The sequence below is a fragment of the Gilliamella sp. CG22 genome (genome assembly GCF_046635725.1).
Lineage (GTDB): Bacteria > Pseudomonadota > Gammaproteobacteria > Enterobacterales > Orbaceae > Gilliamella > Gilliamella apicola_I.
The window spans coordinates 189,273-203,420 of the sequence record NZ_JBIDFK010000001.1 but is presented as its reverse complement, the minus strand read 5'-3'; the positions used below and the strand labels follow the sequence as shown (position 1 = coordinate 203,420).

Genomic DNA, 14,148 nt, shown 5'->3' with positions numbered 1-14,148 from the left:
CGACTAGTGTATGCCTCCAATACGGCTAAAGCGAATACCCGTAGGCCATTCATCGGGTTGTTTTTCAAAGCTAATCCATATTGCTGTCGCTTTACCAACGAAGTTTGATTCAGGCACAAATCCAAAATAACGGCTGTCGCCACTGTTATCACGATTATCACCCATCATAAAGTAATTGCCTTCTGGTACAACCCAAGTCGCAAGCGGTTGTCCATTTTGATGGAAGAAGTATTGAGGTTTTTCAATTATGTTTTCCGTTGTTAAAATATCGTGTGGTTCATCACCCAGTGTTTCTTGCTGTATGTTTATATTTAATGATTCGACAGAGTTTGAATCAGCAATACCTTTTTCTTTATACTGTTCTAAAGTATAAAAATTAGGCCCTGATTTGAATTGCTGATAAACTTGTTTCCAATTACTTAATTTTGGTTCACTGTAATGTAAATCCAGTGGTTGCGTTTTTTGCCCTACACAGTTGGTATCACTACTTTGGCAAGCAGGATAAATAAAGAGTTTTTTGTCTTGAACTGAGTAAACAATTTTATCACCTGGCAAGCCAACTACACGCTTAATTAAATCAATTTTTGAACCATCTGGGTGTTTAAAAACGGCAACATCTCCTCGTTTAGGATGCCCTGTCGATATAATGACCGTATTAGTAATGGGATCACGCAATCCATAAGAATATTTCTGAACAGCAATAAAATCACCAATCAAAAGTGTCTGCATCATCGAACCAGACGGAATCTGAAACGGTTCATATAGAAACGAGCGGATGAAAAATACAACAAAAAGAACGGGGAAAAATGAGGCTAAATTCTCTACCCAACCTTTTGGTTTACCGACTTGAGCCAGCACTTTTCCATCGATTTCACCATTGCATTGTTTACGGACTTCCTCAACTTTACGCTGTCTTGCAGGCTTCCAGCGGTATTTTTCTAAAAACCAAAAGATACCTGTTATCAATGTTGCTATTGTTAATATGATGGCGAATGTATTAGCCATTTTTTTTCCTCTTTTACTGGTTAATCTTTACCGACATGTAAAATAGCTAAAAACGCTTCTTGTGGTAATTCAACATTACCCACTTGTTTCATGCGTTTTTTACCCTCTTTTTGCTTTTGTAAAAGTTTTTTCTTACGACTAACGTCACCACCATAACATTTTGCTAATACATTTTTACGTAATTGCTTAACGGTTGAACGAGCAATGATATGATTTCCGATTGCTGCTTGAATAGCAATATCAAATTGTTGACGTGGAATTAAATCTTTCATTTTTTCAACTAATTCGCGACCGCGATAAGGTGCATTGTCCTTATGAGTGATTAACGCTAACGCATCAACACGTTCTCCGTTAATAAGTACATCTAACCTGACCATATCGGCAACTTGGAAACGTTTGAAACTGTAATCCAATGAAGCATAACCACGAGAAGTTGACTTTAACTTGTCAAAGAAATCTAAAACCACTTCGGTCATAGGGATTTCATAGGTTAGCGACACCTGATTTCCATGATAAACCATATGCGTTTGTACCCCACGCTTTTCAACACAAAGTGTAATAACATTGCCAAGATAAGTCTGTGGTACCAAAATGTTACACTCAGCAATAGGCTCACGCAATTCTTGAATATTGTTAACAGCAGGTAGTTTAGCAGGGCTGTCAACATAGATTATCTCGTTTGACGTTGTCAGCACTTCGTAAACTACTGTTGGCGCTGTCGTAATCAAATCTAAGTTGTATTCACGCTCTAACCGCTCTTGAATGATTTCCATGTGTAATAATCCAAGGAAACCACAACGGAAACCAAACCCTAATGCACCTGAGTTTTCTGGCTCATAAAATAGCGATGCATCATTTAGGCTTAGTTTTCCAAGTGCATCACGAAAGGCTTCATAATCATCCGAACTAGTCGGGAATAACCCAGCATAAACCTGGGGTTTTACTTTTTTGAACCCCGGTAATGGGTTTTCTGCTGGTGTTTTAGCAGATGTTAATGTATCACCAACAGGAGCCCCTAAAATATCTTTAATTGCACAGACAACCCAACCTACTTCACCACATTGTAAACAGGTTTTGTCGACTTGTTTTGGGGTAAATATTCCAAGGCGATCAACATTGTAAGTCATACCTGTGCTCATCACTTTGATTTTATCCCCTTTCTTTAATTCACCATTTTTAATGCGAATTAAAGACACAACACCAAGATAATTATCAAACCATGAATCAATTATCAATGCCTGCAAAGGTGCATTTGAATCGCCTTCAGGTGGCGGAATATCATTAACCAATTGTTCGAGTACATCAATAACCCCCACACCTGTTTTTGCTGAACAGCGAACAGCATTAGAGGCATCAATACCAACAATATCTTCGATTTCTTCTGCCACACGTTCCGGCTCAGCAGCGGGCAAATCAATTTTATTTAGCACTGGGACAACTTCAAGATTCATATCTAAAGCGGTATAACAGTTTGCCAGAGTTTGTGCTTCAACGCCTTGACCTGCATCAACCACTAACAGCGCCCCTTCACAAGCCGCTAACGATCGCGATACTTCGTAAGAGAAGTCAACATGACCGGGGGTGTCAATAAAATTAAGCTGATATGTCTCACCATTTTTTGCATGATAATCGAGCGTAACACTTTGTGCTTTAATTGTTATACCACGTTCACGTTCAAGATCCATTGAATCTAAAACTTGTGCTGCCATTTCACGATCAGACAGACCTCCACAAATTTGTATGATGCGGTCTGAAAGTGTAGATTTACCATGGTCAATATGAGCAATAATTGAAAAATTGCGGATATTTTTATTCATATCAATAAATTATATTTTGTATTTTAGTTGTAAACAATTAACTATTTAAATACCGAATAGTGATAAACAGTATCTCATAATAATTATAAAGCTAGAAAGAGTAGCATTTTACACATTTATCACTGCTAAGCATAGCGTTATCGAGAAGTTAACCACTATTTCTCAATAATATTTTGTGCAATACGTTCTATAGTCGTTCGCGGTAGATTACCAATAATGATAATATTCTTTTTAGCAATATTGGTTGAAAAAATGGTTCGTCCACCTTGTTGGATAAACTGATTAGCCTGATTTGCTTTTTCGGAAGAAACATTGACCGTAAATGAAAAAACGCCATCTGAAAAAAGCTTTGTAGCTATATCTGAATTATAAAAATTGACATTATATGCTGCCACTTCTTTAAATCCTTTAGGTAGCCATGCTAATCGCCATGAATCGAGTACGTTTTCTTGTTTTTCAATAGATAATAAAATAGGGTAGCTTCGAGTTTCGATGTATTCCTTTACTGCTTTTTTATCAAAATTTTCGTCGAGATCGACTACCTTAAGTTGGCTGATAATTTCGCTATGTTGATCTAATAAATCTATACGAATCGGTAGGTAAATTTCATCATCAACCCAAATAACATAGCTATAACGATCTTTATCTTTTGCGACCATTTTAACCAATTGTACGCTACGATTTGCTGTCCGTGTTTTTCCTAATAAAGTAAAGTCATATACATCGGTAAGTTCATTAAAATCGTTATATATAATATCTGGGAAAGCCTCAACAATTCGTGAACTGCTTATCGAAAAAGACTCGCTATCCGGTTGGAAGTAGCTAATGACGTTTTCATGTAAAATAATTTCTCTCGCAGCACCTTCAAGATAAAGTAACAACGCTTTGACATCTTTTTTATTTTCCGCACCTAAATGCGTATATTCATATGTACTAACGTATTGATTTTTATCTTGTGATAAGAAGTGAATTTGATAATCTTGAGTTTGCACTGCCTTGCTCATTTTATTAAGCAGAGCGACAGGATCATTATTTTCACTAGCTTGAATTGACAGGGACATTAGCAGAAAAAACAGACTAGCAAATATATAGCTACTCTGTTTTATCATTGTTTGGAAATTTGAATAAAATTTTAATTTCATTTCGGATTACTGAGCATTTAACCTTTTTTGCAGTTCATAATCTTGTACAAGTAATCTGATTTTATCATATTGTCTTTTTTCTAGAAGTTGCTGATCATTCTGTTGCTGTAGTCCTCCAACAGGAGCAACATTGACACCAACAGGGATGGTATTTAAAGTTGGGATATTACTATCACTATCAGATTGACGTTGTTGATATTGTACACCCGCAATAATCGCTAAAGTAACGCAAGCAGCAAGACCAACTTGACTGACTTTTGCCATGACGTCTTTGAGACGAATCCAAATAAGATTTTGTTTATTTGGTCGCGATATTTCATCCTGATTAGGTTGATTGGTTAATTTGTTATAGATATCTTCTTTAGCAATGGCGTTTGCCACTTGTTTAGAAATATCCAAAGTTAATGCGCTACTATGCAAGTCACCACGCATTGCTTCTCTGGCAATATGATAGCGATGCCAACATGATTGAAGGCTTTCATCATTTGATATTTCATCAATGAAATGATCACTTGTAAACTCGCCATCCATAAGCAATGAAAGTTGCTCTTTCTGTTCAATTCGCATAGTAGATACCTTAAATTTATGACTACTCATTATCATTTTGTATTCAACCAATTAATGGTTTTAATTTTTCATCAATCGCATCTCTTGCTCTAAAAATGCGTGATCTCACTGTTCCAACCGGCGTATCCATTATTTCTGCAATCTCCTCATAACTTAAACCATCAATTTCACGTAATGTAATTGCTATTCTTAAATCATCAGGAAGCGCATCAATTGCTTCAAATACGGCTTTTTTAACTTCATCAGAAAGCGCTAAATTCTCAGGATTATCAAGATCCCTGAGCGAATCAGCTCCTTCATAACTTTCCGCCTCGCTTGCATCAATATCCGATGAAGGTGGTCTTCGACCTTGAGACGTTAAATAATTCTTTGCTGTGTTAACCGCTATGCGGTATAACCATGTGTAAAAAACACTTTCCCCTTTAAATAAGCTTAACGAACGATAAGCTTTGATAAAGGTTTCTTGTACAACATCTGGCACTTCAGAAGCGAGTACATAACGAGAAACCAAGTGAGACAATTTATTTTGATAACGAACCACAAGTAAATTGAACGCATTTTTATCTCCGTTTAATACACGGTCAACTAAAACTTGGTCTGTTACTTGCTCCCCCATTAAAGGCCATTCCTCATTATGTTAATAACTGTTGCTCGGCCAAAACGCTGCACTCACACAGTTAGATTCTTAAATTAAAAAAAAGTTCCATTATTTTAATAGAAATTTTAATTTGGGATCTATTAATAATTAGATTAAAGTTTTTTAAAATTAAAACCAGTTGATTTATTTAACTATTTTTCATAACACTATTGTGTAATGACATTTTAAATAATGCTAATTTAATAAAAAGATCTCACGCTTACCAGCATCATTATAGGTGATTTGGTAGAATTGAGGTAGATTAAAATTGACTGAACTACTCGTTTTAAAGGTAAAACGATCATCGGATAGCACATAAAAATCATTTATATCTTTAACCATACTCTCCTTTGTGCCGTTGCAATTACGGTAAATTTCTATTTGGTTATTTTCATTCAAAATGTAAAGATCGAATCCTGAATCGGTATCTTCAAAAAAGAATTGAATGATTCCCTCATAGGCAACACTGTCAATTTCTTTTGGTAACTCATTTGTTTGATCCAAAATATTTAACGGGCGACCTTGTACTTTATTGTTCGATACTGCCCCATAAAAATCGATTGCATTATCAAACTGATGAAAAGAGACCCCTAACCTTTCAAAAAAGAGATACCATGAAGAACCACCTATCCGTAATGGTTTAACCTGTGTCGAATTATTTTGTGTCGTGGTTAATCGTAATTCTATACACTCATCCATTAATGTTTTCATTTGTTGCTTAATTTCATTACCTAAATATTTACTGTAGCAAAAAATTTCCATAGGATTAGGTAAATCCGCATCTTTGTGCATGCGATTTAATAACGTTTTAATCGCTTCCAGTACGCACAACGCTCCGCTAAAATGTAGTACACGTATTTCATTCCATGAATTGCGATAAAGCAAATCAACCGATCCCACTAAACTTAACTCTTTTTTTCCGTAATTTAACACATTGTTGCTAAACTCAAATTCAAAATCTAGATTAGTACTAGGATCATCTTCAAGATTTAACATGATTGCTAAATGACGAATTTCACAAGGCCCATATAACTGTTCTTCCGTCGCCTTTGGAATTTCTATAGGAAAATATTCTTTTAAGTTTTCAATTAATTTATTGATTTTCGAGTTATCTCTTTTTTCACCGTCATGACAGTAAAATTGAGTTTTATCTGAGATTAAGCCATTAAAATAACACCAACCGACTAGTTTAACCAGATATTTACTATATTCTAAATATTGATGACCTGAAATTGAGTTTAATACCGGTTTTTGATTATACACATACCAACCAGCACGATTAATTCTATCTTCTTTTACGTGGATAAACGTTAATGCTTGTTCTTGCAAATTATTAGCAATATTTAACTTTAACGTCGTTATTTTTCCGGGTAATACTTCAAAAGAAGCGTAAAGCTTACGAGTTAATATTGCCATATCTTGTGGACTAATGAGAGAATCCAAATTATTACGGCGCCCAAAATTAAGTAAATTTCGGTATCCTGTCATCATGGTTTGCAGTAATATTTCATGCATTTCTCGAACTTGCTCTATCTTCCAAGTATGACTCGCATCCAATTTAGCTAAACGCTCTGACGTCCAGCCCCACTCTTTTACCAGATCATTCAAAACGTCCCGACGCCATGAAACAGCTTTTTTTGTTTGAGAAAGTTTTTCGTTTACTTTTAGATAAAAACAGATTCTGATCAGATCCAGCCTTTCAAAATCTTTAATCTCGATTAAATATTGAGTGATCCTATCTAAAAGCATATAGTAAGAATCTAAATTTATTCCCTTTTGAGTTAGCGATTTTTGGATACATTCTCGCATTTCATAAGCTATGGGTCTATTTTGCGGATATATCCAAGAATAAGCTTCTAGTAGTAACGTTTTGAGCACCGCTTTAAAAGGAGAATCGATACTTTTGTAGAGTTGCCATAAACTGGCTCCAAAATACTCTTCAGCAGAAAGACCTGTTAAAGGTCCAAAATCGATCCACTCTTCCCGCTTAATTAGCTTTGAATCAACCAAAGCATTCACACACTGTTCATAAGTCGAATAGCTAACGTTATTCACGGTGAAGTTATAGGGCACCACAAACCATAACAGATATTTTCCTGCTAATAGTGTGGCTGTTCGATAAAATTCCTCAAGTAATAAAATGTGTTGCGCAGAACCACAATTTTCCCCCATTAAACATTCATGATGTTTATTGATGAAGCGATCCACATCAACGACAAATAAGGTTAATTTTACATTTAGTTCTTTAGCCCAATTTTCGACTAAACGACATTTTTCAATTAAGGCTTGCTTTCTTTTTTCGGATAAATTATTTTCAATACAAAGCCAAATATCTAAATCGGATTCGACTGATTGTCCAATGGAACATGTACTACCCATGGAGTAGAGTGCCGATATTTCGGGATTGTTCACATTTGGAATAGCCTCAAATTCAAAACAGTTCTTGAGTTGCGAACAAATCTCATCGGTTGTCTGGTAATAAGCGATTCCTGATGGAGTATCTTCAGCAAGATAGCCAGGCAATTTAGGGTGATGAAAATGAAAAATGGCGGGTAGCAAAGAAAATACACGTTGAAACTCAATTGACATCCCAGTCAAAGCACGTTCATGTTTTAGATGAACAAGATCTTTAAGTTCTTTTTTTATGTTATTAATATAATATAGCATAACTTTATCTGGATGAAACACGTGTACTCCTAACGGACTGCCTCAATCTAACATTTTATGAGTAGAAGGTAAATAGAATAAAAAATATAAAAATTTGTTAAGTGAACTATTATGATAACAATAGAAAAAATTACGAATCAATTTAAAACAAATAGTAACGCGAGCTCGATTGATAACAAAGCTGCAGTACTTTTACCCATTATTAACGATGGCAAACAACCTCAATTGTTATTTCAGGTCAGATCGAACAAACTTAAATGGCAACCAGGCGATATCTGTTTTCCTGGCGGTCGGGTAGAATTGACTGACTTAGATCCAGAATATACCGCAAAAAGAGAAACATTTGAAGAATTAGGTATCCCAATGAGTCAAATGACTATTTTAGGAAAAATGCCTAAATTTATCGCCACATTGGGGCTAGTCATTTATCCGTTTGTTGCAAAAATAGATTCCCTTGATAATTTACAGCTTAATCGTTATGAGGTCGAACAAATATTTACCGTACCGATTGATTGGTTTATTGAAAATCCCCCGCAACAAGCTGTAATGCTAATCGGGCATAAACCATCAGATAACTTTCCTTTTCATCTATTACCAAATATCCGCTCTGACTGGCAAAAAAGATCGGAGCATAATATCTTGTATTATTCATATAATAATCGTATTATTTGGGGATTAACTGCCCAAATTTTATCTAATTTTATCAATACAATTAGTCGTTAGTTAAAATGGATAACTCGAAACCAATTTAATTATTCATTTAATTAAAGCTTTTTTTGTAGCAATTTGTAGTAATTTTAGCAATTAATGCTAAACAATATGTCCATGTAACAAAAAATCCTTGAGAATCACTCAGTAAATATTTTAAATAGATAGCGTTGTTTAATTTATCTCTCGTTAACAACTTTACGTCTGAACACTTTTGAAAGTTAAAAAAAGACAACATCTGAGAGCTACTTAAGATTTCTACACTCTCTATTAAAGATTTCATCTCTACCCATTGAATAATTGTTAAACATTGATTATTAATTTCAATCATTTAAAAAATAAGGGTATTATCATGAAACGTTTCAATAAATCATCGATCGCATTAGCTGTAGTATTATCGTTACCGTTCGTTAGTGTTTATGCTGCCTTACCTTTAACCGATGAAGAAAGTAGTAATTTAATTCCAATGAAAGAGATTTCGGTAACAGGTAATTATTTGCAAGCGCAAAATGCGGAAGATGATATTTCAAAAGCAGCCGATGAAGCTGGAGCTAAGTATTATCATATTAAAGCACTTGAAGCGGCAGAAACATCAAGCTCAGCTGATTCTGCTATTGTCTATGCTGATATTTATCAATCTAATGCACCGATTGCATTAAATAAAGAAGAAACAACTTATAATGGTATAGTTGCTTATGAACGTAACAAAGCACTTTATTATTTACCATTTGAAGTTGTCAAATTTAAAGGAAGTTTTAACAACACATCTGAAATCACCACTGAAGCAAGTAAAATCGCAGCAGATAAAGATGCTTATGCCTTTTATATCAGCTCTATCGAGCCTTCTAATCTAAAAAATCAATCTCAAGATGTTGAAGTTGCTTTATATAAAAAAGATGCGCCAGTAAGAGATTATATCGTTACCAAAGCAATTGAAGGTGAAGATGCTTATGAAATCAGTAGTGATGCATTTAAAACGATGAAACCTTATACCACAATTGTTTTCCATGGCGTCTTTAACAACACTACTGAAATAAGTGCTGCTGCACAGAAACATGCAATTGCAAATGGCGCTCAATTTTATTACGTGAAAGAGGTATCAACCAACCCAGCCAATACAGCACAAACAGTTTATGTTAATTTATATAAATAAAATATCTTAATTGCATTTTCCACGTGTTAGAGAACTCAATCACTTTAACCCGTGGAAAACATAAAATCTTACAATACTTAAATAGTGAATAATGCTGTTTAAATAGCCAACCTTTATCTGTTTAATAATTTATTTGTTAAAAACATATATCTAAATTCATTACAAAACATAATTTTAAGAAACACCTGATTTTTCTCATTTTCAATCACTGCATTAAAACGGTTGGGAAACGTATGTTATTAAAAAATGTTAGGATTAAACGATATATCAATGTTACGAAAAAAATATTAAAACACAGTTCTTTTGTCATCATTTTTGTTAGTTCAACAACTGATGCACTCAGTGCTAAAACAGCGCAAGTTATTCAAGGCACTGCGCCTTATTTTACTCAAGCTGACAAAGTAGGGGTTGAAGGTGCTCGTGATTACGATAAAGCAAATTTTATTTATTTTGGTGTTAAATTCAAAGGTGCAACGTATTCGGGAATGAATGATCTAAACATGGCGATAAAACAATCTGGATTTTCCGCCGTCGATCCAAACACAACCACACCCAATCAACTGTTAGCGCTGTTAAAATCCAGTTATGGATTAGAGGGGACTATACTTCCATTTAACCCTTTGTTAGTTGCCGATGATAGGAATAATGTTGCTGATGATGAAGGTGATATTCCAATTAAAATAAATCCTCCTGATGCAGGATTAAAAATCGATTGGTTTTATCGCTCTATCAATCAATCTTTTTTGTTGCTGGAATCAGATAGAAATAGAACTTTTTGTGAATTGGCTCGATTAGGTTGGAATCCCTATATTCGAATATCAGGCCCTGTTGTTTTAGTGACCGAATTTGGAGAACCAAACTTCAGAGTTTATGCATCGCCTAAACGGGACTTTTTTATTTATAATGCAATTAGACCCACCGTATGCGCAGCCAAACCTTCTATTGCTTACTCATTTGTTTTTGAAGGTCGGGATTATACAGGAGACTGGGCTAAACTAACTTGGGGTGAAAATAATGAATATACGTATGACTCTGGTCTGGTTAATAAGGTGCGTTCAAAAGGTTTTCCAACAACTGGGTTTGACCATGCTCAATTCACCATGTCTTTTGCAGGTGTTCCATTTGATTTATCCACCATTTCAACATCGACAAATTCAAATGGTGTAAATCTGACAACTAATCTTCTTAAAAACAATGATATTGATGACTACTTAGTTAATACTTCTCTGCAATTTCATTTATCCGGAAAAGCGATCGACAAGCCTACTTTTTCAATCAAGTCCAATGGGAACGAAATATACACTTTTACAATTAATAAATGGTTTGCTACGTCTGATTTAAATGCAACCACTTATGACCAAAGTGCACAAGCTTGCCAAGGCAATTATGTTGTTCCAACGATTGAAGACTTTACCAATAGTGATCAAACAATTATCACTTCTGGAGCATGTAAATCAGATAACAACTCTAACAATTGTCTGGCAATTAAGAGTAATCATTATTATCGAAAAGTTGGAAAGAGTCTTTTTGCTGAATGGGGCGATATCACCAATGAACAAAACCAGTATTACCATGCTTATCCAGGTAATAACTTTCCTAAAAATATTTTATATTGGACATCGGAAGAAAGAGATACTAATCATCAATATGCAGTGGGGCCATCTATTGGTGCGATTGAATGGTTAGCGAAAGATGAACCGATCAATTTTGTTTGTGTGCTTAAATGATAACGCGTCTGTTCGAGGATTTTGCTGTAATCATACGCTTATTTGAACTGATGATTTAAAAAATAATAGTGATAAATTGATTTTTTTAAAATATAAAATATTGAAGTTTACTGAAGCGATGCCAATTTGAACAAAATTTATTGAAATTTAAATTTAGATCTTATTGGAAAATAGAAACGATTGATTCTTTGTAATAAGAAAAGAAGAATAAATGGCTGGGGTACCAGGATTCGAACCTGGGCATGGCGGGATCAAAACCCGCTGCCTTACCGCTTGGCTATACCCCAATATTATTCAGGAAAAAGATATCTAGTGGTACGGGTAGTGAGATTTGAACTCGCACACCTTTTCGGAACTAGAACCTGAATCTAGCGCATCTACCAATTCCGCCATACCCGTATTGGAATACTCAAGAAAGTAACAAACAGAGATAAAACAGATTAACTAATAGATATCAAAATATGCAGATTGGAATGGCTGGGGTACCAGGATTCGAACCTGGGCGTGGCGGGATCAAAACCCGCTGCCTTACCGCTTGGCTATACCCCAATAAAGGATAACATTAAGATTAAAATGGTGCGGGTGAAGGGACTTGAACCCCCACGCCTCGCGGCGCCAGAACCTAAATCTGGTGCGTCTACCAATTTCGCCACACCCGCATGATATACTTCCGGTAAAAGTATAACTTAATCTTAATGGTGGCTACGACGGGATTCGAACCTGTGACCCCATCATTATGAGTGATGTGCTCTAACCAGCTGAGCTACGTAGCCATTTCATTCGCAACGTCATAACCAACACTGCGAGGCGCATTATGCTTGTGTTGAGGCAAATCGTCAACCCTTTTTTTTAGATATTTTAAAAAAAAGTTATGATTGATTAAGTTGCAAGCGAATCCAGTTTAATATCACTTCAATTCGCCTTTTTTGCAACTCAAGATTAATGGATTGTCCAGTAAACCCTTGAGCAATAATTTCCTGCACATTCACACTATAGGCTAAATTATAAGCATGTTCAAGATATTGAGCTTGCGGATAAGTTGCGCTTTCATTGAAAGCTTCACTGGCAATAATCAATTGCTTTAAATGATGAGGATGACGCCAAACATCAATACCATTTAATAATTCTAAAATTTGTGAAGCGCTTTGCACTGTTATATGACTAACAACCTTTCTGTATTGTTGAACTATTTTGGCAATTTTAGAAAATGAAGTTGGTGCTTTTATCTGTTTACATAAACGTTCAACGGAATCTTTACTGATTAAATCACCACATAAAACGCCAAAACGCACAGTTAACTCATGGGTAAGTTTTACTGATTTTTTTAAAGCATAGATTATATTGGTCGTTAACACTAATTCAGGAAATAAAATTTGAAGTGCTCCGCATTGCTCAAGGACTTGGAAATAAATTTGTGGATTTTCGCTGGCTAATGCTTTTTCCGTTTCTTTCCACACTCTTTCAGGAGTGAGATAGCTTATTTCGCCTATGGATATCATCTCTTTCATAAGATCCATTGTTTCTTGAGCGATTGTAAATCCTAAATGATGATACCGAGCAGCAAAACGGGCTACGCGTAAAACACGTAAGGGATCTTCGCGAAAAGCACTTGAAACATGACGCAACAATCTTTGATTAATATCATCTACGCCATGGTAAGGATCGACAATATTCCCCTGCTCATCCATGGCAATAGCATTAATGGTGAGATCCCGACGAATTAAATCTTGTTCTAAGGTAATTTCTTTACTGAAATCACAAATAAAGCCACAATACCCTTTTCCTGATTTACGTTCAGTACGCGCTAAAGCATATTCTTCTTTCGTTTTTGGATGTAAAAATACCGGAAAGTCTCGACCGACTTGCTCAAAACCTAACAAAATAAGTTCTTCGGGGGTTGCGCCAACGACAACCCAATCTCGATCGAAAACTGGCAGACCTAATAATCTATCCCGAACTGCTCCACCAACAAGATAGACTTCACTCATCTAACGCATCCAACGGTCTTTTTTACTTCGGCGAGGCATAATAATAGGTAAAATAAGACCTAAGATAAGTCCACCACCTGCAACAAGACCACCATAAGTAAACCAAGTCACAATTAAGTCACGTCGCTTATCATCTACTTGATTTAACATTGAGTCTAACATTGCTGCTTGTTCTTTTACTTGTTTCTCCAATTCGATATTTTTATTTTTCAAGTTCTGAACTAATTCTTCTGAGGTTCGTAATTGTTGCACATAGTCGGTCACTAATTTCTGTTGATATTTATCCGCATTATCAACTTTATCTTTGTATTCGGCTATTTTAGCTTCCAAATAAGGAATACGCTCTTTAAGGCTTGGTGTATCGCTTAATTTATTGGTTTCGATCCATGCCACATTGCCACTTTTCAGCAGCAGCTTAGTGTATTTACCATCCGCACTTCTTTCAAGCGCATTGACTTTTGAACCACTTTTGATCGTATTTGTGAAAGCATGTTGTTGGCTAGGACCACGACGTAAGTAAACATCAACCTCATCAATAACATATTTATCAACAGCATTTGCACTAAAAGCAACTGCAATAAGAGAAATTAAGGTAAAAATATTTTGTTTCTTCATAAAATTTCAACTAATCATCCATAAATAATTACATAATAACATAAAAATTGGATATTTCGCATAATCATTTTACATTTTATGTTTCTTAATTATCCAATACTTAATTCGCCTCATCAATTGAA

Annotated in this window: 11 protein-coding genes and 5 tRNA genes; 3 read left to right on the top strand and 13 right to left on the bottom strand. The window is 35.2% G+C overall.

Translation table 11 applies throughout. The features are described from left to right. Positions 1-3 precede the first annotated feature (3 nt). The 6 genes from lepB to ACGH46_RS00925 all read right to left on the bottom strand — a co-directional run bounded on the left by lepB (position 4) and on the right by ACGH46_RS00925 (position 7,856). Positions 4-1,005: a signal peptidase I gene (gene lepB / locus ACGH46_RS00950; RefSeq protein ID WP_411603516.1), complete on the bottom strand. Its 1,002-nt coding sequence runs from the start codon at positions 1,003-1,005 to the stop codon at positions 4-6. 20 nt (positions 1,006-1,025) lie between these two features. Next, positions 1,026-2,822, bottom strand: a complete 1,797-nt coding sequence (lepA, locus tag ACGH46_RS00945) for a translation elongation factor 4 (protein ID WP_267379205.1) — start codon at positions 2,820-2,822, stop codon at positions 1,026-1,028. Between the two features lie 155 nt (positions 2,823-2,977). Then, entirely contained in the window at positions 2,978-3,964 is a 987-nt protein-coding gene (locus ACGH46_RS00940; protein WP_411597168.1) for a MucB/RseB C-terminal domain-containing protein, read from the bottom strand. Positions 3,965-3,970: 6 nt separating this feature from the next. Continuing rightward, entirely contained in the window at positions 3,971-4,531 is a 561-nt protein-coding gene (locus tag ACGH46_RS00935; RefSeq protein ID WP_267350581.1) for an RseA family anti-sigma factor, read from the bottom strand. A 43-nt stretch (positions 4,532-4,574) separates the two neighbouring features. Continuing rightward, positions 4,575-5,147, bottom strand: a complete 573-nt coding sequence (rpoE, locus tag ACGH46_RS00930; RefSeq protein WP_267350583.1) for an RNA polymerase sigma factor RpoE — start codon at positions 5,145-5,147, stop codon at positions 4,575-4,577. A 216-nt stretch (positions 5,148-5,363) separates the two neighbouring features. Then, on the bottom strand, positions 5,364-7,856 hold the full coding sequence (locus tag ACGH46_RS00925) for a class I adenylate cyclase (protein WP_411603514.1): 2,493 nt from the start codon (positions 7,854-7,856) through the stop codon (positions 5,364-5,366). A gap of 90 nt (positions 7,857-7,946) precedes the next feature. On the opposite strand from ACGH46_RS00925, the gene ACGH46_RS00920 reads away from it, so the two are divergent. The 3 genes from ACGH46_RS00920 (at position 7,947) to ACGH46_RS00910 (ending at position 11,423) form a co-directional block, all read left to right on the top strand. After that, positions 7,947-8,558, top strand: coding sequence for an NUDIX hydrolase (locus ACGH46_RS00920; RefSeq protein ID WP_411603512.1), 612 nt, complete (start codon positions 7,947-7,949; stop codon positions 8,556-8,558). Between the two features lie 337 nt (positions 8,559-8,895). Then, positions 8,896-9,696, top strand: coding sequence for a YdgH/BhsA/McbA-like domain containing protein (locus tag ACGH46_RS00915; RefSeq protein ID WP_267350588.1), 801 nt, complete (start codon positions 8,896-8,898; stop codon positions 9,694-9,696). 233 nt (positions 9,697-9,929) lie between these two features. Continuing rightward, positions 9,930-11,423 (top strand): hypothetical protein, encoded by a 1,494-nt coding sequence (locus ACGH46_RS00910; RefSeq protein ID WP_411603511.1) that lies wholly within the window; start codon positions 9,930-9,932, stop codon positions 11,421-11,423. A gap of 212 nt (positions 11,424-11,635) precedes the next feature. On the opposite strand, the gene ACGH46_RS00905 is transcribed toward ACGH46_RS00910, so the two are convergent. The 7 genes from ACGH46_RS00905 to ACGH46_RS00875 all read right to left on the bottom strand — a co-directional run bounded on the left by ACGH46_RS00905 (position 11,636) and on the right by ACGH46_RS00875 (position 14,026). Continuing rightward, positions 11,636-11,710: transfer RNA gene (locus ACGH46_RS00905), tRNA-Gln, on the bottom strand. Positions 11,711-11,736: 26 nt separating this feature from the next. Further along, positions 11,737-11,822, bottom strand: a tRNA-Leu gene (locus tag ACGH46_RS00900). 75 nt (positions 11,823-11,897) lie between these two features. Then, positions 11,898-11,972: transfer RNA gene (locus ACGH46_RS00895), tRNA-Gln, on the bottom strand. A gap of 25 nt (positions 11,973-11,997) precedes the next feature. Further along, positions 11,998-12,082: transfer RNA gene (locus ACGH46_RS00890), tRNA-Leu, on the bottom strand. Between the two features lie 37 nt (positions 12,083-12,119). After that, positions 12,120-12,196 (bottom strand) — tRNA-Met (locus ACGH46_RS00885). A gap of 96 nt (positions 12,197-12,292) precedes the next feature. Beyond that, on the bottom strand, positions 12,293-13,411 hold the full coding sequence (locus tag ACGH46_RS00880) for a multifunctional CCA tRNA nucleotidyl transferase/2'3'-cyclic phosphodiesterase/2'nucleotidase/phosphatase (RefSeq protein WP_411603509.1): 1,119 nt from the start codon (positions 13,409-13,411) through the stop codon (positions 12,293-12,295). Continuing rightward, positions 13,412-14,026, bottom strand: coding sequence for a TIGR04211 family SH3 domain-containing protein (locus ACGH46_RS00875; protein ID WP_267350594.1), 615 nt, complete (start codon positions 14,024-14,026; stop codon positions 13,412-13,414). Positions 14,027-14,148: the final 122 nt, after the last annotated feature.